A 21261-nucleotide genomic window follows, 5' to 3' on the forward strand; every position below is an offset into this window, starting at 1 on the left:
GAACGGCCAGATGCCCGGCTCCGCGTTTGTTTCCGCACCGGCCCAGGCACATGACCCGTGATCTTGAGTCGCACTGCATGGGAGTTCCATTCCAGGCATAGGCTTATTACGAGCACCGGGAAGCGCTTCCTTGCGGCGCTCGATAAGCCAATGTCCCTCAGCCGGAACTCGATTTCATTCCGCGCCTGATCCCGGTAGGGCTTTCTCTTCTGCCCGTGTTATGGACATGTCGAATGCTGGAGGATACAGGATGAAATTGAGAGACGCGGCACTTGCTGTCATTTCGAAAAAACGCAGAGGCGTGGCCTGGTATAAGGTCTCTCAGAAGAAGGCCGACAAATACGGCTTCTATGTTTATTCCAGTCATATGGTCTGGAAAGACCAGCCGTTTTTCCGAAAGGCGCTGCAGCGGGTCAAAAACATCCGTGGGATTCCAGATCCCCGGGCTTTCGTCCTGCAAAGCTGCTTGCGATCGATCGAGCGTATCGACGGCGATGTGGCCGAATGCGGCGTAAGGCAAGGCCGGTCGACGATATTCATGCTGATGAGCGATCTTCGGCCACGGCACTACCACCTTTTTGACTCGTTCGCTGGCCTCTCGGAACCGACCGCAGAGGACCGCAAGCCAAACGGCCGAACGCCATGGAAGTCCGGCGATCTCAGCACCGAGGAGAAGGTAGCCAGAGAGAATATTTCCGACTTCAGCAACACCACTTTTCATGTCGGATGGATACCGGAAACTCTTTCCAACGTATCTGACCGGCGTTTCGCCCTGGTCCATATTGACGTCGATCTTTACGAGCCGACACGTGACGCGCTCGCCTTCTTCTACGATCGGGTGTGCGCGAATGGCATGATCATATGTGACGACTACGGCTCTGCGCTTTGTCCTGGAGCCCGAAAGGCCTTTGATCAATTTTTCGAAAACCGCCCGGAAGGCGTCATCGAACTTCCAACGGGGCAGGCGATTGTCGTAAAGGCAAGCTAGTGCGCGGGCATTCCGCGCCAACCAGCCGCAGGTTCGCGCAGTGTTCAGCTGCACAAACAGTCCCACGAAGAACTGGGGAAAACAGAAAAATTGCGCACAAAAGTAGCAGCTATTGGGAAAAACTGGTGCGGTCGAGAATTGTCGCACTTTGAGGCAGGCAAAGGACTTAGCAGAGAAATGGCTCTCACCTCGTCCCTTGATTCCATTGCAGGACCCGGCGGGGCGCCCGCACCCTTGAGCTACTTCAAGCAGCGAAAGATTCTCGCCCTTTGACGGTTGCCACGCCGGCTGCAGAATCTCTGGCAGGGCGCGGGAGATAGGCATTGGCGACGAGGTGGCTGTGACTGCCACGGTGCGCCGGCGTGTCACCGAGGGCGGCGTAAGCGTCGCGATCCCGAGCTACAATTTCCCGCATTCGAGACAGCACGTCTAAGGTCAAGCGCGGCCAGAAGATCGACCTTACCGGAGACACCCGGATAGACGATGAGGGCGTCAAGGTCACGATCGGACCTCGCGGTCACGGTCGACATAGGAACGGTCAGTCTGTGGCGAAATATATCGGGCGCCAAAGCGCAAGATGTCGCTGCGCGACAAGGCGGGACTGAACGCAACAAGCCCTAGTGGCGATGATAAGCCTGAACCGTGCAACCGCGCGGCGACTGGTGGCGATGAGATAAGCTGAATCCAGCGCCCTCGATTAAAGACTGAAGACGAGTATCTTTTTCTTTTGGAACCCGCGCCACAACGGTCTGTGCGCGGTTGACGATGTCGGCAAAGATGCGATCAGCCTTATCCTGGCCCAATCCCCTGCGGACATGCTGGTAAACAGCGAGGAGCAGAACGACATCATAGCTGTCCTTGAGAACGGATGGGAGCTTTCGGCTCCCCAAGCTCATGGCATCAAATCGGCTTTCGACGCCAGATCCCAGAAAGATCGAGCGAGCCACGCCGATATGCGGTTTCAGGATGTCGATGCCGTGGATGTAAGCCGGCCTATGCTTGGCGATTTCATAAGCGACGATGCCCATATTGCAGCCGACGTCGAGGATCGTCTTGCCGGCGTAGTCTACCCCGCACGAAAACAGCCCGTCGAGGCGATCCTCCCACGTTCCTGCGAATTTCTTGCGGGTGTTCCAAAACAGCATCAATTAGCCTCTCGTGGCTGGATAGGTCGGCGGCGTTATATCGGTCAAGAGCGCGCTGTGCTAGTCTAGTTTCCGTCCACAAACGTCTAGCGCTGAATGGCTGCGGCTACTCTTCACGGCGGCAAGGCACGGGGTGTCTGTACGATGACGCCTACAACGGAGCAAAGTACGCGTTGAAGAACTGTTCAACGATGTCGTCGACGACCGATCTCTTTACGTGCCGTAAGTCCTCTTCGTAGCTATGAGTGAGGCCTCCATAGGTGACAAGCTCGAATGAGGGAAGGTAATGGACATTGTCCCGTTCCCGGCAGACTTGACCAAGCACAGCCCGAAGAACGGATTTGCCTTCAGTGTTCGCCGTGACGACATCCGCGTCTTGAAACGTCCGAGCCAATGCAACCGGTGAGACTGTGAGAATTATCGGTGCATCGGGTTTGTGTTGACGGACCATGTCCACGGTAGCCATCACGTTGGCATAATTTTCCTGAAAGCTGCTGACGTGAAGCGTCGTTTCCTGCATTCCGCCTCCGCCACGATAAAGCGGTTTCTGTGCTGCTACCTTGCCACTGGCCCTGTTGATGAAGACCTCAGTCATTCCGAAGGTAAATATGAATGCCGTGGCCGCATCGAAGCCAACCCGCATCTCCCTGTTCATGCTCTCGATCACCTCTTTGAGAACTTCCGGAGATTTGGCGAGGATGAGACGGCGGTAGGGGTCCTGAAAGCAGATCGGACCCCAAGGCGCAGGTTTTTTGATCTGCCACCAGTCGTCATTGGCTTGATCCCACAAGCCGAGCATTTGCTCAATCTGAAGGCGAACAGTGAACGTGTTATAGAAGTTCATATGCTCTCGCCCGGGCAGCTCATCTACAATGGCTTGCGCTGGGTCGAAACTGATATTTCTGTAAGACGGAACGCAGGCGACCTGCTTGCTTGTTAACGCAAGACGAATTTCCTCCGCAAAGCAACTTCCCATCGTGAAGAATATATCTTTTCGAGTGAATACTGCATTTTTACGGATTGTAATGACGCCTGAACTGGAAAAATCGCCATACTTGTTATTCAGTTTGTCCGCAGCCGCCAAATGGATAGGTTGAATGTACCCGAGTCGCTTGCGGAGCCGAAGATACTTTCGTCGAACTCGCTCTAGCAATGTCACATCGCTCCATGATCGTCATAGTTGGCCGCTGACAGCAATGCCCGACGTTTAGCCCGCTTCCCCGCTGGCCGCAATCCGGCCGGCACGCCGCCAAAGCTCGCAATCACTGCCGTCGTGCGGAAGCCCATTATCGTCGCAAACGCTCTCTTCAAAGCCAACCGAAAATAGGCCCTAAGCCCCGATCATTAAAGCGACTGCTCTAAGACACGCCAAGAATCGCGGCGACGCTGTTGCAGAGCAGCACCAAAATTGGCATAGAACGTCTCCCTCTCATCTGGATTTTGCGCATAGAGGATTTTGGTGCCGACGTTCAGTGGAGTCGACAGGATCTTTTTGTGTGACTATGAACGTTAAATTGCTAAAATATCACGCTTACAGCCGTTGGTTCGGGCGTCCCTCATGGAATGCTTCGTATCTGTTCGGACGGGCCTGCCGGCGGCTGAAGCCAGGCGATATTGTCATAGATGCCGGCGCGAATCTGGGTGAGATCACCTCGGCCTTGGCTAAGACGGGCTCGACGGTTCATGCCTTCGAGCCAGACCCCTACACCTTCGAACGGCTGCGCAAGAACGTTGGAGCATTCAAAAATGTCCATCTCTATCAGCAGGCGCTTGCCGACCAATCCGGGACTGCGAAGCTCTACCGGTCACGTAAATTCAGTTCTGACCCAGACTTTTGGTCGCAATCCTCTTCCTTGTATGCAGACAAATCTAACATCTCGAAAGACGACTACACTGAGGTTGAGCAGTTAAGCATAGTTGATTTCGTTAGAGGGCTTGGATCTCCAGTGCGGATACTGAAGATTGATGTAGAGGGCGCGGAAGTGCCAATGCTCGAATCGATATTATCCTGCGGATTGATGAACAAGATCGATATGATCTTTGCTGAAACCCACGAGAAAAAAATCCCACAGCTTGCAGAACGTACGCGCGCGCTCCGCGAAGCAATCAAACGAGATTGGGCCAATAAAATCAACTTGGACTGGCACTAGTCATCTCCACTGGATGTTGACGAGTTGGATCGCGCCTTCATAACCACCTTTGCCATCACCTGTAACAAGTCGAGTGATGAGCGACGTTCGAAAAAAACATGGCGATCCGAACATGGCCGCTGCGACCTTGTGCGGACAGCCCCTTGAAATTTGTGAGCTCAAATGAAGAAAAGAAGCCAGTTTCATATTTTCCGTAGATCGATTGCCGACACAATTCAGTATAGATTTCGCAATGCGCTGAGGAAAGACGATTTAGAAGCGCGTGGAAATCTATCGCCAGTTTCTCAAAAAGAAATCTTGCTTGTGGCAGTCGTCAGGAACGAATACCCTGAGATAATTCCATTCCTTGATCACTATCGATCGATCGGCGTTTCCAGATTTGCCATTGTCGATGACCGTTCTGAGGACGGGACACGGGAATTTCTGTTGAGCCAGCCAGATGTGGACGTATTCATCTCACGAAAGACCTATGGAGAAGCAGGGCGCGGAACTTTCTGGCGACAGGATATAATCCGCAGATACGGGTTCAACCGGTGGTACGTGATCGTGGATGCGGATGAATACCTGGTTTATGATGGCATGGATCGCCACGATCTGCATGACCTCGCCGGTTGGATCCAAAAAAGAGGCATGAAGCACCTGCTGGCGCCGATGATCGACATGTATCCGGCAGGAGACTTAAGGGACTTTCCGTTTGACCCAAAACGCGCTCCTTGGGAGATAGCCGATCATTTCGATGCTTCAGGATACGATTACTCGACGAGCCCGCAAAATATCAAAATCCGAGGTGGCCCGAGAAGCCGGGCGTTTGGTACGCACACCCTAACCAAATATCCGTTCGTATACGGAGATAGATTGACGATCTTAAATTCAATTCACGCTCCGCTACCCTATTGGCGTAACCACGTGGAGAGTTATGGCGCTCTTCTTCATTTTAAGTTTTTCTCTAATTTCACGACGAAGGCTCAGGTCGCGGTCGATGAAGGCCAATATTGGAACGGTGCGTCAAAATACAAGGAATACCTTTCCGCCACTATCGGCAAGCCGGACTTCAATGTGATGAGCGAAATTTCGCAAAGGTATTCGGGTATTCAGGATATAATCGGTGCGGGCCTGACCCAAGCTATTTCTTGGAATGATTAGATCGACAACCCGGTCCTTGGCTGCTCACCAATTCTCGCGGTTGGGAGCCCGATTTTGCTAGAGGCTCTATTCCAAACCCCAGGCGATCATTCCTCTTGGACCCTTCGGAGAGTTGTGTATGCTCCCATAGTCGCCGATCCCGTCAACGCGGGCTGGCATCCGGATTCGGCATTGACTGCGGGTCCGAACAAAGTCACAGACAAGCAATCCGACATAGATTTATAGCAGATGTGCGAGCGGTGTCGCGAAAGTCGCATGGATCGGCAAAGGCCAACTGACACCGACGACACATCGCAGCAGGAAACCGAATGAGCGCAAAGAGACGAATTTCAGCGGCCTTGGCGTACCCGCTGGTCAAGCGCCTGATCCTCGAGAACCTGCCGCCGCACATAAAGCTGTATCTCGCCGGTTTGCTGTGCACGATTGCCGGTGCGGCGGCGACGTCCGGATTTGCCTGGATCATGCGTGACATGATCAACAGCATCTATATCGACAGGAACGCCGCCGCCGTTTGGGGTATCAGCGCGGCAATCATCGGACTTTCCGCTGTCAAGGGCATCGCGGCATACGGTCAAACCATTACGACCGGAAACGTCCGCAGGGCCATCGTGTCGGACCTCCAACACCGGCAGTTTTCCCGGCTGATGCGCCTCGACATTGGCCATTTCGTCAATCAGCATCCGGCCAAATTCATTTCCAAGATAATGTTCAATGCACGCGCCGGTGCGTCCGTCATCATCACGCTGACGAGCAACACGGCCTCTGACGTTTTGACCCTGGTCGGACTGGCAAGTGTCATGGTCGTGCAGGACCCGACCATGTCGCTTATATCGGCGGCGGCTTTGCCGGTGATCTTCCTCTCGGTGAGCACGATCACGCGAAAGATCAAGTCGCTGGCAAGGGGCGAAACAGAGCTGGCGGCACAGGTTCAGTCGATCGGCACGGAAGCCATAGACGGCATTCGCACCATCAAATCGTTCCAGCTCGAGGACAAGGCGATCGCCAGTTTCGCTAAGGCTGTCCGCAAGATGGAAAGGCGCGGCGTCCAGATCAACCGGACATCGGCGTTGATGAGTCCATTGATGGAGACGGGCGGCGGCTTCATCATCGGGCTTTTCCTCATTTATGCCAGTTGGCAGACTCTCGGAAACGGCAAGACACCAGGCGAATTCATGGCCTTCATAACCGCCTTTCTGCTTGCCTATGAGCCCGCCAAACGGCTGGCCCGGGTCAATGTCGATATCCAGAAGCTAATGGTTGCCGTCGAGCAGATGTATGATTTGATCGACACGCCCGAACAGCGACAACTCGCAACCGCAGGCGAGCGACTGACCGGCGTCGAGGGCGGTATCCGTTTTGAAGATGTGGCCTTCTCCTATGGAGGCAACAGCCCGGCGCTGCACGGTGTTTCCTTCGAGGTCCGACCTCGTGAGAAGCTGGCGATCGTTGGCCGCTCCGGCGCTGGCAAGACCACCATCGTCAATCTGATCTTGCGCCTGATGGAGCCGGACAGGGGCAGGATCTTCATCGACGACAAGGACATTGCCAAGATCAGCCTGGCCGACGTTCGCGACAATATCGCACTGGTGTCACAGGATATCTTCCTGTTCGAAGGTTCTATCCGTGACAATATTCGCGACGGACGCCCGAACGCCACGGATCAAGAAATCGATTCCGCGGCGGAACTCGCCCGGGTCACAAGTTTTGCATCGAACCTTGAAAGCGGGCTCGACACGCTTGTCGGGCCGGGCGGTGCCAACCTGTCGGGCGGGCAGAAGCAACGCGTTGCCATCGCGCGCGCCCTGCTCAAAGACGCTCCGGTGATTGTCTACGATGAAGCAACATCCGCGCTCGACGGCGAAAACGAACGGGCGGTCATGGAGGCTGCCTTCGACGATGCATTTCAGCGCACTGTGATCTGCATTGCGCACAGGCTTTCAACCATCAAGGCGGCCGATCGCATTCTCGTATTCGACGCTGGCATCCTCGCGGACTCCGGGACTCATGAAGAGCTTGCCAGGCGCAGCGAAATCTATCGCTCGATCTTCCATCTGGAGACGTCCGCTCCGCTCGTCGAAAGCGGCAAAAAGCTGCGGCAGAGCGTATTGCGCTGAAGGCCGATGACCAGTTTTTACCACGGTTCCTACATCCGGTATGTGATTGGTGGATTGGGCCTGCGGTTGCGCAGATACACAAAGGCCGTGCGGACGCTGTTTACCGGCTCCAGGCCTCGTTCCGTTCTTGAGCAGCAGGCCAAGGTCGACGCGCTGATCGCGCGCAGGGACTGGACAGGGCTTGAAGCAAGTACCAATGAAATGGCCATCATGGCCGATCGTGCCCGCGACCCTGAGATGATGCAGAAGGCAGGCCAGGCGTTCGAACGGCTGGGCAACTTCGCGCGGGCGGCCGAGCTTCGGCTTTCCGCTCGCCGGCAACGAAAAGGGAAAGGCGCCAATGAGTGGACTGGAGAAGACCTCGGTTCGGATAGGCTGCTGATCGATCTTGTGGAGGATGACCCTCGCAGTCTTGGCCGGGTTATCCGCCATGCGCGACTGGCCGGCGCCGCCGCTGCATGTGCGCAAAGTGCGACGATTCGGGTCGAGCCGCGCCTCGTATCGCTTGTGCAGCGGACGTTCCCCAACGCAACCGTGGTCCCAGCGCAGCAGAATGTCGTTGGTGACAAATTTGCGACCTTCGAAAATCTCGCCTGGATTTTCGGCCGCGATGCCGAAAGACTAGCCGCCGACTTCGTGCCGCTGCGGGCCGATCCTGAACTCGTCGAGATCTTCCGCAAACGCTATCGCTCGATGACGGATCAACCATTGGTCGGCCTCTCCTGGGGCAGCAAATCCCATAGCAAGGACGTGCCTGATTTCCCCGAATGGGCACGGTTCATCGCCCGGACACAGGCGACGTTCGTTTCCCTCCAATACGGACAGATCAAGCCGGCGCTGCGGCGCCTGCGCAACGGCAATGACGCACGGCTTATCTATGACGACAGTGTCGACCAGATGCTTGATATGGACCGTTTCGCCGCGCAGATCGCCGCGCTCGATGCCGTGGTGACGATCAGCAATACGGCGGCCCATCTGTCCGGAGCACTCGGCGTGCCGACCATTTTCCTGATCGACGACAAGTTTCAAACAGCGTGGCCGGTGACTGGCAATCGAACGCCCTGGTATCCGAACGGCATCGTCATGCGCAAGGAAGGTCGTCCGTGGCCGGTGGTACTCGACGACGTCGGCCGGCGGCTCTCGTCGATTCTGACGGCGCGTTCGACGCTGTCTAGCGATAGTTGAGGGTCGCTGTGCCGAGCAGACGGTCCATCCTTGAAAAGGCAAAAGCCGCCGACCTGCGCCCGCAAGGTGTTGACGGCAAGCGGCTGCAGAAGGTTCTCGATCGGGCAAGGAAGTTTTTTAAGCGCCCCTCGCGCCATGCTGACGAAAGCGTCAAACGGCATGCGAGCCTGATGGCGCAGAGTGTCGAACGGCGTGACTGGCAGGCGGCCCGGGAACATGCGCTGGCACTCGGCCTGCTCGGTGAGCAGCTTGGCGATCGCGGGCTTGTCAAAAAAGCCGGGCGTGGACTGAGACGCCTCCGCGGCGGCAATCGTGCCTGGCAGTTGATTGCGTCGAGCAAGCAAGTGCCCGGCCGGCCCGAATGGGATGGCAGTGATCTTGCTGGTCGCAGGCTTGCCGTCGAGCGGCGCGAAGGCGATCTCGCAATCTTCCTCCAGTTCGCGTCGCTGCTTGGCCCGGTGGTCGCGGCCGCCGACCGGTGCACCGTCCTGATCGAGCCGCGACTGGCGCCACTTTATCGCAGAACATATCCCGCGCTCGATGTCAGACCAGAGGCGGAAGCGGCGGCGGCGGTCGACGCCGATGTCTTCGCCTGCTTCGAGACACTGGCGAGGCATTTTTGGCCGGATGAGCCGACAGCGCGTGCGCCCTTCGTTCCGTTGGAGCCGGACCGCCGGCTTGTCGCCGAGTTGCGCGGCGCCTATCTCGATCATGGCCCGGGGCCCCTGATCGGCTTTGCCTGGGGAAGTCTGAACAAAAGCAAGGACCTGCCGGTTCTGGATGACTGGCGGGCGCTGCTCGGCGGTCTGCCGGGCCATTTCGTCAGCATGCAATATGGCGATGTCGGGCCGGCGCTCTCCGAATTCGAGCGGTGGGCGCCGGGACGCATCATCCATGACGCGTCCGTGGACCAATTGTCGGATATGGACCGCTTCGCCGCGCAAATCGCCGCCCTCGACGCGGTGGTGACGATCAGCAATACCGGTGCCAATCTGGCGGGAGCGCTCGGCGTGCCGACCGTCGTCCTGCTCGACGATGGGTTTAGGCTGTCGTGGCCTGCCTTCGGCGAGACCGTCGCCACATATCCAAGCGTTCGACTGGTGCGAAAGGGCGGCCAGGCGTGGGCGTCCGCGATGCGGGAAGCACGTGGACGGGTTGCGCAAATCATCGGTGGAGTTGGTGATGGAAGCTAGTCAACTGCTTCGCCGGGTTCGCCGCTTTGTCGCGCTCGCAGGCTACAATTACAAGGTCTGGTTCCGTCGTCACCGGCGGCAGCTTTTCCTGCGCTGGCGCAATGGCGACATTGCCGATCAGATGGCGGATTATAGGCGAAGCATCGAGGCGCGCGACTGGTCGGCGGCGCTGCCGAAAGCCCTGGCGCTGGGATCGATCGCGAAGTCGAGGCGCGAAGTCCACCTGCTGGACGAGCTCAGCAAGGCGCTGATGCGCATGGGCGCCTACGGCCCGGCGGCCGAACTCAAGATCGCCCGGCGCCACATCGTCGAGGGCCGCGCCGACGGCGAATGGCTGGGCCAGGATATCTCGGGCCAGGTCCTGCTCGTCGATCTGATGGAAACCGAAAAGCAGGGTCTGGCCACCGCGATCCACCATGCGAGTTCCGTCGGCCGCGCGCTCGCCCGGGCCGCTCGTCTGATCGTCCTGGTCGAGCACCGCTTGGTGCCGCTGTTTCAGCGGACATTTCCCGCCGCCGATGTGCGGGCCGTCGGTCAGGGGACCAAGGCAGCCTATGGCGAGGCCCATCTCTTTGCCGGCGTCCAGCATCTGACCGCCGTGTTCGAGACGGATGAGACCACGATCCGGGAGCATTTTGTTCCCCTGAAGCCGGACCCGGCGCGGGTCGCTGACCTTCGCGCCCGCTATCGCAGGAACGGCCGGCCGTTGGTCGGCGTCGCATGGGGCAGCTCCAATCCCGGCAAGGACCTGCCGCCACTCACGGCATGGCGCGGCCTGCTCGGTCGACAGGACCTGCAGTTCGTTTCGCTGCAATATGGCCGGATCGAGCCCGATCTGAAAATCCTGACCGATGGTGATCCCGCGCGCATCCTGCACGACGTCTTGGTGGATCAACTCGTCGACATGGATCTTTTCGCCGCGCAGGTCGCGGCGATGGACGCCGTCGTAACCATCAGCAACACCGGGGCGCATCTGGCCGGCGCACTCGGCATCCCTTCGGTCTTCATCCTTGGTGACGGCTTCAAACGTTCCTGGCCGGTCGAGGGCGACCGCACGCCTTACTATCCTTCCGCCGTGCTGGTCTCGAAGCGGGAACGACCCTGGGCTGCGGTGATGGAAGACGCACAAAACCAGATGGGCTCACTCATCAGCACTGTTTGAATCCACCACCCAAGGCATCGCGAGTGTCCCAGGCAGGTTACAACCAGCGGACAGTCAAGCGCCTTCTTGACGGCGAGACCAGTGTAAACTAACCGGCGGGCGGCCGTTCTAAATTTCACGGGCAAGAGGCGATGCATATCTTTGGGTAGTAGTTTGGGAAACAAGGCGTCTTCTCCTGTCAGCGATGGCTTTGTGCAGCGGCTCCTCGCGGCGTACCGGCTTGTGCATCCAGGAAATCTGTTCAAGCGCGGGCGTATCTACGCTCGCGGCAGGGCAGCGACGAGGACGGTCTACTTCGTCCCACACAACCGCAACAATGTTCGGCTGCTGGCTGACGCGGCAGAAATTCTGGGTGACCGCGGCATCCGCTGCGTGTTCGCGCATCTCGATGGATTGAAACGCGGCGGCGTAGCGCGACCTGAACTCAACGCCCGAGGAATATCGCATATCGGCTTTGCTGACCTCGAGCGGATGATCAGGCCCGGTGACATGCTGGTGACTGGAAGTGACTTTGCGCCGCAATTTTTTAGGCGATTCATCGACGCCATCAACTTCGGCATGGTCCGTGTGGTCGGCCTCATCGGAGGTGCGCGAGAGCTGCGGCCGCATCGATTTGTGAGAGCTGACTACATCCTGTCGATGGGACCAGCGGCGCTGCAGCAAAGGCGACAGCCGACATATGTTGTCGGCTCCCCGGTCATTGAGCGTGCCGCCGCAAGCGCTGGTGCCAGGCACGACGAAGGGCTTTTTGTGCTGGTGAACTTCAAGGGGAATATCGAGGACCCCGCAGATCGCCAGGCGATTGAAGCCGTGGCAGCCGCATGTGCGAAACTCGGCCTTGCCCATGTCGTTAGCGTCCACCCCACGATGTTCGCAAAAGTCGATATGCCGAACAAATCGCCGCTGGATTTCGCACAGCTGCTCCCGGACGCTCTGGCGCTCGTAACGCGCCCAAGCACCACTGTTTACGAAGCAATCGCCTGCGGCATTCCGGTGGTGCTGTTTCCGCCGGTTTCGCCCATGGTCGAGTTCGACAGGCCCATGGGCGCCTTCAAACCAACATTGTCGGAGCATGACCTCGTCGAGGATATCCGCGCTGCGGTCAGGTCAAGACCGACCTATTTTGAGCAAAGCCGGGATTTCCTCAATGCCAATCTGTCGATTGATCCAAAGGTGCCGGCTTCGCAACGGATCGCCGAAGCCTTAATCGATATTTACAATCGCTGATCCGCTCGATCAAAGTGCCGCAATCGGAGTCCATAAGTTGAGTTTGTTGTCCGCCTTTTTGCAAGGAAGCCGCCCCCTCCTTGTCGTCTCGTTTTCCCAAATCCGGGCGGACATGGCTGCGCGTAGTGCTTGACGATCTGGCCGTCGCCGAACAGAAAAGCCTGAGGGACATTGCGCAAATCGACCCGACAAATCTCGCTGCAAACGGCTCCTAGCGCGACACTGCGGTGTCTGATATTTCAGGCGCAAGTCACGTGCGAAAGATTGCGCTTCTGCGCTATGAAGATGTGCGGCGGGATACAACGATGCTTGCGCGGCTCGATTACTGGAAATGGCTCGATGAAGCCTTTCAGCGGCATGGCATATCTCATGCCGACGACAGGGCAGGTGTGAATTGATCCGATGCAAAGGCTTTGTCTGCGGATGCGGGCATAGCGGCACCACGCTGATAGCGACCATCCTTGCCTCGCATGCCGATGTCTTTTTGCCATTCGAAGAAACCAACGTGTTTTTCAAATGGACCCCACTTGCGCTGTATCGCTACTCGAAGCTGAAACAGGCGGCCATTGGGGCGGGCAAGTCGGTGCTGCTTGAAAAGACACCGCGTCATATTAGGCGTGTCGACCGGATACGACGTCTGGTGCCGGGCGCGAAGTTCGTGATGCCGGTACGCGATGGGCGCGATACCGTTGCTTCGCTGACCAAGCGGCTTGGCGATGCGACCGAGAGCCTGGACCGCTGGATTTCGGACAACACAATGGTGCTTGCCGAGCGCGGCAGCACGGACGTCCTGATTTACCGCTACGAAGATCTTGTCAATGACCCGGAAGCGACCATCGAAAAGATCTGCACCTTCCTGGGATTGTCGTTCGACCAGAGTTTGCTCGACTATCATCGGAACCCGCAACGATGGTTCACACTCGATGCGCAACCCCAACATGCCGCGCTCCGCAACCAGCAGGTCAACAAGCCGATCTATGATGGCCGCGGCCGCTGGAAGACCGAACTGGGTCAAATGGAATTGAAGGAGCTTACCGAGGGACGCGGCAAACCGCTGATGCAGGCGTTCGGGTATGTTTGAGGGTTCCGTCGAGTGGGTTGTTCACTCTGGAAGCGCGCGCGGATAGCCAAACTGATCGAAGTCGCGCTCATAGGCGCGGTAGATCGTATCGGCCAGTTCTGGCGTGAAATAATCGGCAAGCCTGCGGCGCGAGGAGGTGTGCAGAGGTGGCATCGCCGCGCGTCGCATTTCCTCGCTTGCACCGACATGATCGAGAACCCGTTCGAAATCTCGTGCAAAAGTCTCGGTTTTGCCGATGAGGTCGAACACAACGCCTGGAAGGTCGACGATGTCGCTTTGCCTCTGCCAATGCTTGTCGATGCGCCATGTCGAGGTCGTGCAGGCAAAGACGACGAAATCAGCAAACGACAGGCTCTTGTCAGCACCGACAGGCAGCGACGGATCCGCCCTTTCGCGATGGGCCAGATAGACCTCCACCCTGCCATAGCCAGGCACAAGGGGGCGGTCGCGATATTGGTCGGCCCAGCACGACAACAGCCTTGTATAGGGATTGCGAACGAAGGTGAACCGCAAGGCTTCGGGACTTGTGGCCATGCGATGGAACTGCACGATGCCATGGCGAGGCGCCTGCAAGCTCGACGCCTTTCGGTTGTGCACCTTCCAGTTCTGGTCGCTGCGCCACTCCGACACGGTGTCATTGCCGATCATGGCTGCAAGATTGCTGCGAATGCGGCTGCTCGCCGCCTTCGGCGTGGCGAGATACAGGATCTTGAGTTGCGGGACGACGTCGATCAGGTCGTCCGGCAGATAAGCGGTTTGCATCGCTCTGCGGTAGAAAGCCAGAGCTTCCGGATGCGCCCAGGCTAGAAACGGCTCCTTGACCAGACCGCGGAGATTTCGCAGCCCCGGTCGCAACGAGCGCTCCAGGCGGCGGACCACGCCGACTTTGCGTTTGCCCGAGACGGCCTTGTCGGCGGGCGAGACATGGCTGGTGGTCATCGGCAAAAACCCTCGCCTTGAAAGCAGTCTACCGTCGTGGCATAGCCGCAACCACGCGGAACTATACGCCAGCTCCCCTATCCAGGACCGGCTTGCCACGCTTAATAGACTGCGAGCAAAGTCCCGCCAAGTTCGAAAGCTTGATCGGGGTGCAAAAGGGCGTAGCGAGGTCGCATGGATTTGTCACGGCATGATCAACGGGTTCAAGCTGACCCGAAAAAGCCTATCCTGTTCGTGCGCCAGCGTTACGCGCCCTTTGGCGGAGGCGAGATCATGCTGGAAAACATCATGGCGGCGTTCGCCGCGCGTCAACGGCCGGTGGCCGTGCTGTCAGGCGACTGGCCGCCACACGAAGGCATAGAGTTCATCCAGTGCGCCGGCCGCCGCTTTCCCCGCTCCCTGCGGGCGACGTCCTTTGCTCGAGCCGCCTGCCGCAAGATCGCCGAAATGCCGCCGGCCCTGGTGCAGAGCAACGATCGCCTTCCGTGCTGCGACGTCTTCCGGGCCGGGGAAGGCGTTCATGCCGCCTATCTTGCCGAGCGACGGCGTTTCGAGACGCGGCTTGGCACGGCAGCGATGGCGCTGAGCCCGTTTCACCGCCAGACGCTGCGCCTCGAGCGCGCGACCTATGGCAGCCCACGGCTTAAAGCGGTGATTGCCATTTCGACAATGGTGGCGGAGGACATTGTCCGTCACTACGACTATCCGGCCGAACGCGTGCACCATATTCCCAACGGCGTCGACCTGGAGCGCTTCAACCCCAAGTTGCGCCGACAGCATCGGGCCGTGGTCCGCTCACGGCTTGGCGTCAACGATGACAGGCCGGTCGTTCTCTTCGTAGGCTCGGGTTTTGCGCGAAAAGGACTTCTGGCCTTGATGAAGTCTGTCGCAATGCTCGATGGTGAGCCGGAGTTATGGGTCATTGGCCACGATTCGCGCGCCGATACCTTCCAGCGGGCCGGTGACAGGCTTGGCCTTGGTGCAAGGCTCCGCATGCTGGGGCCGCAAAAAGATACGCTGCCATGGTACGGCGCCGCCGACATTGCGGTGCTGCCTTCCATCTATGATCCATTCGGCACAGTGGTGATCGAAGCCATGGCCAGCGGCTTGCCCGCCGTAGTCAGCACCGGGTGTGGGGCGCGCGAGCTTGTCGATCGCTTCGAGCCGACGCTTGTTTGCGACGCAGCCAGCGTAAACGACCTCGCCGCCGGGCTTGCTCGCGCCTTGCTGCTGTCGTCACGGCCCGAGACTGCGGCCAGGGTCAGGGCGGCAGCCGAATACTACGATTTCAACGTCATGATCAGGAGAATGATAGCGCTGTACGAAAATCTCGACCTGAAATAATTTTCGACATATTTTTTGAATCCGTTAGGATCACCGGAGTGCCAACCGGCCGGGGGACAGTTTCATTTGAACAACAGTCGCAGTTTTGATGCCGGAACCGTCTGACCGTGCCGGCGCTCTCAGTCGTCATAATCAGCCGCAATGAGGAAGCGTGCATTGCACGTTGCCTTCGCTCGGTACATTTTGCCGACGAAATCGTCGTCCTCGACAATAACAGCACCGATCAGACCAGGGACATCGCTAGCGGGCTCGGGGCCAAGGTGCTGATCACCCTCGATTGGCCGGGTTTCGGCGCGCAAAAAAACCGCGCCCTCGCCGCGGCGACAGGCGATTGGGTCCTTTCGCTCGATGCCGACGAATGGGTCGAGCCGCCGCTGGCCGCGGAAATCAGGGCCGCCATCGCCAACCCGAAAGGCTGTGACGGCTTCGAAATACCAAGACGATCGCGCTTTTGCGGGCGCATTGTCCGCCATGGCGGCTGGTCGCCCGATCTGGTGCTTAGGCTTTTCCGTCGCCAGTCCGGCCGCTTCAGCAACGACACCGTGCATGAGAAGGTGGTGGTGAATGGCAAGGTCTCGCGATTGTCCCATCCCATGGAGCATGACTCCATCGCCGACCTGGCGGACGCGCATGACAAGATCGGCAGATACGCGCAAGCGTCCGCGGCGCGGATGCTTGCCGAGGGGAAAAAAAGCTCGATCAGCAAGGCGGTTTTGCGCTCGGTCTGGGCTTATATGAACAGCTATATCTTCAGGCTGGGGTTTCTGGACGGTTCGACCGGTGCGATGGTCGCCGCTTATTCGGCCGGCTACACCTATCAGAAATGGGCGCTTGTCGCGTTGGGTGGCAAGTCGAGGTGCGCCGAGGAAAGCCGGGCCGGGGTGAACGGCAAATCCGCGGGTTTCAGAAATCGCCCTGGCTAATTTCCGCGCCATTGTTGCCGAGTTGTTGCCAGACAGTTAGTGTGTGCCCGTTTTGAAATTGGAGCCAAGGTACTGAATATGACTGATGCGTTTAGGGTATTCGTTGGATGGGACAGCCGTGAGCCGATCGCCTACGACGTGGCGCGGCACTCTTTGCTCAAAAACGCTTCGGTGCCTGTCTCCGTCATTCCAATCAAGCAGGACGAGCTGCGTGCCCGTGAACTGTATTGGAGGGAGAAAGATCCGCTCGCGTCAACAGAGTTCACTTATACGCGGTTTCTCACGCCTTTTCTCGCCGACTATACGGGCTGGGCTTTGTTCTGCGATTGCGACTTCCTGTGGCTCGGTGACGTCGCAGGTTTGCTGGAATACACGAAGTCGAACAAGGCGGTCTATTGTGTCCAGCACGACTACACGCCGAAGGCCACTACCAAGATGGATGGCGTTGTCCAGACATCCTACCCTCGAAAAAACTGGTCCTCGCTGATGCTGTTCAATTGCGCGCATCCTGCGGTTAAATCGCTTACGCCGGAGGTCGTGAACCGGGAAAGCGGCGCCTACCTCCACCGAATGCAGTGGGTCGCCGATGAGGATCTGGGCTCGCTGCCGGTAGAGTGGAACTGGCTTGAAGGTTGGAACGAAAAGCCGGCGCATGGCACACCCAAGGCGGTCCACTATACAAGTGGCGGTCCGTGGTTTGCCGAGTGGCAGAATGTCGACTATGCGGATCTGTGGATAGCTGAACGCGACGAATTCCTGAGCAGTGCCGATCAAGCAGAGGCTGCTCTTTCGCGCTCGGCGAGCCGGTAGCCCAGTCAAAAAACCCCAGCGGCTGGCGGTGGCGATGCCTAACGCCGCTTGGGGTTCCCGCGCTGACGGCCGGTGTTCGCGCCGTGCTGCGGCACGACCTCGCCGAACACCGGGTTGGGCGCGCTCTTCGCAGGCGCCGGGACAGCCCGTATCGTTTCGACCAGGGTCGGGCGCTGCTTCGCCCCGGCACAAGCGCCCTCTACATCTGCCCGTCCAGCCATTCCCGCAAATCGCGGTCCTGCTTGTTTTCGGCAACGGGCAGCGAGTGCCGCGTCCAGACATACCAGATGGCGGCAAGCACCCCGGCAGCCCACGTGCCGGCGAAAACATTCGCAATGAGGTCGATTGGAACCTCCCAAGCCGGCTAGAACATTAGCACGGCATCATTTAGGAGGGCGACACCAATTAGGAGTAGAGCGGGTGGAGCCGTAGGAACCTCACCGCCATCCACCGTCTCAACCAGCTATCCCTTGCGAGGTCGCGGCAAGACGGCGATGAGCAACAGCCATGCGGTCACCTTGGAAGACGGCGCGTAGCATTCTTCGTCAATGGCAACGATCGGACGCAACGCTGCTCAACATATCAAGGCGCCGAGCAATCCAGGCGTAGCAGTTCGGTGGATCTGCCCACGAAACGGGTCATATCCGACGGTTAATCAATTCGGCTATGTCCGAATGTAGCAGCAGGCGTACTGACCGTTTCACGATAGTATTCGGCCTTGGCCTCTGGCAAGGTTCGGAAACATTATATGGAACGCAATGTCCACTACCACGTCATGGACTTCTTGCGCATTTTTGCAGCGCTCTTGGTGCTGCTGAACCATTTCGCGACATTCGCCTGGAGCAGTGCGTCAGTCACCGAGGGAAGCGATGTCGCCTTCGGTTTTCTGTCGGCGTTTGCCGGTTTGGGTGCTGTAGGGGTCGAAGTTTTTTTCGTAATTTCCGGGTTCGTCATTGCCATGAGCGCTGCAGGCGAAGGGGGCGCGTCGCAAGCGCTGCGCTTCGCGCGCATGCGCGCTACGCGTATTTTGCCCGCCCTGTGGCTGTCCGCGCTCGTCAGCTTGGCCGCACGAGCTCTCTATGGCGGGGATTTTTCCCATCTTCTGATGGATTTTTTCAGATCGGTAACCTTGTCTCCCAAGGGCCCTTATATCGACGGGGTCGTATGGTCGCTCGTCGTCGAGGCCGTATTCTACCTCCTGGTAGCCGCGTCAATTTTGTCGAGGTTTCGCTTATCACTCTATGATCTGGCCAAAATAATAGGGTTTTCGAGCTCGGTATACCTTCTCATTCTCTCCGGGTTGCACTTGCTGCCGCCGTCCACGCGGCCGGAAGAAGCGATATCAGTGCTTTCGCGGTTCCCCTTCAAACTGCTTCTGCTGCAGCACGGCGTTTTCTTCGCGACCGGCATGATCATCTTTCTCGTCAGGAACGGCGGCGACGGCCGTAGCGAAATGGGACATGCGGGGAAGACGATATTGATATTGTTTTTTGGCTGTATGGGCACTGCTGAAATTTTTATGTCGGTTGAACGCGGTTATGCATATAAAACCGCCGCGGTGATTGTGTGGTTGATGTGCATGTATGCAATGGCAGCAGGAATAAGGTATAATGAATTCATTAAATACAATATTTCAGGCTACCGGAATGTTGTGAGATACATTGGGGGAATTAGCTATCCAGTATATCTGAATCATTACTCGGTTGGAATGGTTGTGGTCTGGTGGTTGTTTTCATTAGGTTTTTCGACGCCCCTTGCCTTTGTACTGTCTATGCTATGCGTTTTGGGTTTGAGCATGGCGGTCATGTCCCTGGAAAAGCGGATTCAAAACGCCATCAGGCGAGAGTTTCCTAGACCCGACGCCAAGCGAGATCAAATGGCAGTTTAGCGCGTCTCCGAGAGGAGGGCAGGAAATCCCACGGCTTTTGCGTGGTGAGCAGGGGATCGGGGCGACTACATCGATAATCGCGGGCCGAGCAAGGCGACAATTTCGGCGTGACCTGAGTATCGGTCCGCCAGGGCGGACCAATCCGGCCGCAAGCCGCAACCGGAGCCACCGCGACTTGGCGGGAGCACCAACCCTATGGAGCGCAACAGGGCGGTTGAGGCGGCCGCTCGCCCTGAAGCGCGTCGCCCTCTTCAGGGTGCGTGGCGAGCGTCTCTTCGCACGTGCGAGGCAATCGGGGCTTCAGAGCTAACGCGAATGGAGTACTCGCGCCTGTGTCGCGGCTGAAACCCGGAGACAGTTTGGCTCGAAAGAGGGACGGTCAATCGACGCGTTCCGGTCCTGAAACTGCAGCGTTACTCATCGAGCCGAAGTGGCCGAATCTGTGAATGAACGCTCTCGTCCGTTCAAACCTTGTCACCGCAATGAGGAATTCTCGTACCGGGCCCAGCGCGACCTGCCGGCTTTGTGAGGCATCTGGCCTGCAGCGGTTGCACTTGAGTGACCCGGTGCTGCTCGATCTGGCGGAACCGAGGTGCTATCTGGGAGTGAAATCAGAAGGTTGCATGGATGGGGTAGCGGCACGTTCCGCCCGATGTTGAACGACCGCCGGTTCGCCCCCGACAACTTAAGCGCGACCGCAAGTCAGCAGCAATGCCTGGCCTTGCTGTCGGTAGGCTAGCCAGTCACGCCGAAAGCCGTAAGCATCCGGAAGGGTGGCGTGGTCGAAAGTTGCACGGTGTCCATCAATCGCTTCCGACCGCCGGAGACCTCACCATTCGAATGGATGGTGCAGAACGTCGGTCGAGCTTTATGATGAATTCGGGTCCTACTGCGCTCGATCAGGTGTGATCCTTGCTTTTTTGTGAGAGTGCAGTGCAATATCACCCAATGGTTGTAGCCCGTGCAGGGTACTCAACACGTCAAAGCTGGAGTACGTTTTTGCGTAGGGAGGGTATCAGGGGAGGATTGGCGGGGTTCGAATGACGTATGCTACAAGCCTTTCATTGAGTGAGAATGAAAACCGTCCGACGTCAGTCGCAGTCAAAAGCGACGATAAGGCGTATATCAAGGCGCTAGGCTTCATGCCGAAGCGATATGCGGCGCAGACCGCTATGATCAATCAGGGGGAGGACGGCGATCGCGTCTTCATAATCGAGTCTGGCTGGGGTTGCATTTCTCATGACCTTGCCGGGGGACAGCGACAGATTTTGGACTTTGCCCTGAAGGGCGACATTGTCCTGCCACAGACGTATACGGGCGCTGCTCTCCAGACATTTGTGGCTCAAACCGACCTTGCGGTGCTGGAAGCCTCGGCCAAGACGCTTGCTCTTGGAGCAGCGAAGTCGCCCCACATAGCCTCGCTTTTTCTTGAAACGCTGGCGCGCCAGCGAGCGCTTGTTGCCCAACACCTCACCAATATAGGCCGACGCAACGCCTTGGCGCGTACAGCGCACTTGCTGCTCGAGCTCAGAGCGCGCTTGGAGCGCGTCGGCGCTGCCAGCCGCACTGGCTTTGCATGCCCTCTCACCCAGTATGACCTCGCGGACGCGCTCGGCCTGACGCCGGTCCATGTCAATCGAATGCTGCGGGAATTACGGGAACGCGGGTTTCTGGAGTTCCGCCAAGGTCACGTCCGCGTGCTGGATCGGCTGGGCGTAACGAAGTTTGCCGAGTTCGATGACAGGTATATCGATGGTTGACACTTACTTTGGCGCACGATGCAAAGGCGGTGCGACGCGCCTTGAAGCCGCGCTGCCATCGGCGACGCCCGCTGTCTTTAGCGACGGTCCGCCGCGCCTGGCAAACAACGCGATGTCGGTGAGTTCTCTGGCTACCATCCCTCCTAGACCAAATTGCTAGGGCCAAGTGAAGGGATAGAAAATTTTTTACCTTTTATTAACCTAAATTA

The 21261-nt window shown here is 58.0% G+C and carries 18 protein-coding genes; 15 read left to right on the forward strand and 3 right to left on the reverse strand.

Annotated elements, in window-relative coordinates:
• The first annotated feature begins 256 nt into the window (after positions 1–256).
• Positions 257–988 carry a TylF/MycF/NovP-related O-methyltransferase gene (locus AC0L3O_RS23755; protein ID WP_473616783.1) on the forward strand — a complete coding sequence of 244 codons (732 nt, stop codon included), beginning with the start codon at positions 257–259 and terminating at the stop codon, positions 986–988.
• A 617-nt stretch (positions 989–1605) separates the two neighbouring features.
• Here AC0L3O_RS23755 and AC0L3O_RS23760 read toward each other — a convergent pair.
• Positions 1606–2133 carry a class I SAM-dependent methyltransferase gene (locus AC0L3O_RS23760; protein ID WP_473475393.1) on the reverse strand — a complete coding sequence of 176 codons (528 nt, stop codon included), beginning with the start codon at positions 2131–2133 and terminating at the stop codon, positions 1606–1608.
• Positions 2134–2284: 151 nt separating this feature from the next.
• Positions 2285–3217, reverse strand: a complete 933-nt coding sequence (locus tag AC0L3O_RS23765; RefSeq protein ID WP_473616785.1) for a GSCFA domain-containing protein — start codon at positions 3215–3217, stop codon at positions 2285–2287.
• 418 nt (positions 3218–3635) lie between these two features.
• Between AC0L3O_RS23765 and AC0L3O_RS23770 the strand changes: the two genes are divergently transcribed.
• From AC0L3O_RS23770 to AC0L3O_RS23810, 9 genes are all read left to right on the forward strand, one after another.
• Entirely contained in the window at positions 3636–4283 is a 648-nt protein-coding gene (locus AC0L3O_RS23770; RefSeq protein ID WP_473475395.1) for an FkbM family methyltransferase, read from the forward strand.
• A 162-nt stretch (positions 4284–4445) separates the two neighbouring features.
• Positions 4446–5426, forward strand: a complete 981-nt coding sequence (locus AC0L3O_RS23775; protein ID WP_473475214.1) for a glycosyltransferase family 2 protein — start codon at positions 4446–4448, stop codon at positions 5424–5426.
• 308 nt (positions 5427–5734) lie between these two features.
• Positions 5735–7540 (forward strand): ABC transporter ATP-binding protein, encoded by a 1806-nt coding sequence (locus tag AC0L3O_RS23780; RefSeq protein ID WP_473475216.1) that lies wholly within the window; start codon positions 5735–5737, stop codon positions 7538–7540.
• A 6-nt stretch (positions 7541–7546) separates the two neighbouring features.
• A complete protein-coding gene (locus AC0L3O_RS23785) occupies positions 7547–8725 on the forward strand; it encodes a glycosyltransferase family 9 protein (RefSeq protein ID WP_473533786.1) in 1179 nt (392 codons plus the stop codon).
• 8 nt (positions 8726–8733) lie between these two features.
• Complete coding sequence (locus AC0L3O_RS23790; RefSeq protein WP_473533785.1) at positions 8734–9918, forward strand: glycosyltransferase family 9 protein; 1185 nt, start codon at positions 8734–8736, stop codon at positions 9916–9918.
• Positions 9908–11080 carry a glycosyltransferase family 9 protein gene (locus tag AC0L3O_RS23795; protein ID WP_473616786.1) on the forward strand — a complete coding sequence of 391 codons (1173 nt, stop codon included), beginning with the start codon at positions 9908–9910 and terminating at the stop codon, positions 11078–11080. Before AC0L3O_RS23790 ends, AC0L3O_RS23795 begins: the two co-directional genes overlap by 11 nt.
• A 372-nt stretch (positions 11081–11452) precedes the next feature.
• A complete protein-coding gene (locus AC0L3O_RS23800) occupies positions 11453–12307 on the forward strand; it encodes a glycosyltransferase (RefSeq protein ID WP_473616787.1) in 855 nt (284 codons plus the stop codon).
• 227 nt (positions 12308–12534) lie between these two features.
• Positions 12535–12705: a hypothetical protein gene (locus AC0L3O_RS23805; RefSeq protein WP_473533784.1), complete on the forward strand. Its 171-nt coding sequence runs from the start codon at positions 12535–12537 to the stop codon at positions 12703–12705.
• A gap of 86 nt (positions 12706–12791) precedes the next feature.
• On the forward strand, positions 12792–13388 hold the full coding sequence (locus tag AC0L3O_RS23810; RefSeq protein ID WP_167366276.1) for a sulfotransferase family protein: 597 nt from the start codon (positions 12792–12794) through the stop codon (positions 13386–13388).
• Between the two features lie 21 nt (positions 13389–13409).
• Here the strand turns inward: AC0L3O_RS23810 and AC0L3O_RS23815 are convergent, their stop codons facing one another.
• Positions 13410–14327, reverse strand: a complete 918-nt coding sequence (locus AC0L3O_RS23815; protein ID WP_287217284.1) for a sulfotransferase family protein — start codon at positions 14325–14327, stop codon at positions 13410–13412.
• A 174-nt stretch (positions 14328–14501) separates the two neighbouring features.
• Between AC0L3O_RS23815 and AC0L3O_RS23820 the strand changes: the two genes are divergently transcribed.
• The 5 genes from AC0L3O_RS23820 to AC0L3O_RS23840 all read left to right on the forward strand — a co-directional run bounded on the left by AC0L3O_RS23820 (position 14502) and on the right by AC0L3O_RS23840 (position 21052).
• Complete coding sequence (locus tag AC0L3O_RS23820; protein WP_473616789.1) at positions 14502–15671, forward strand: glycosyltransferase family 4 protein; 1170 nt, start codon at positions 14502–14504, stop codon at positions 15669–15671.
• Positions 15672–15778: 107 nt separating this feature from the next.
• The gene (locus tag AC0L3O_RS23825; protein ID WP_473533782.1) at positions 15779–16594 is read left to right on the forward strand and encodes a glycosyltransferase family 2 protein; all 816 of its coding nucleotides are present in this window, start codon (positions 15779–15781) and stop codon (positions 16592–16594) included.
• Between the two features lie 78 nt (positions 16595–16672).
• A complete protein-coding gene (locus AC0L3O_RS23830) occupies positions 16673–17404 on the forward strand; it encodes a glycosyltransferase (protein ID WP_091589996.1) in 732 nt (243 codons plus the stop codon).
• Positions 17405–18152: 748 nt separating this feature from the next.
• On the forward strand, positions 18153–19292 hold the full coding sequence (locus AC0L3O_RS23835; RefSeq protein ID WP_473616790.1) for an acyltransferase family protein: 1140 nt from the start codon (positions 18153–18155) through the stop codon (positions 19290–19292).
• 1064 nt (positions 19293–20356) lie between these two features.
• Entirely contained in the window at positions 20357–21052 is a 696-nt protein-coding gene (locus AC0L3O_RS23840) for a Crp/Fnr family transcriptional regulator (RefSeq protein WP_473616792.1), read from the forward strand.
• Positions 21053–21261: the final 209 nt, after the last annotated feature.

This window comes from Mesorhizobium sp. WSM4810 (assembly GCF_055811235.1).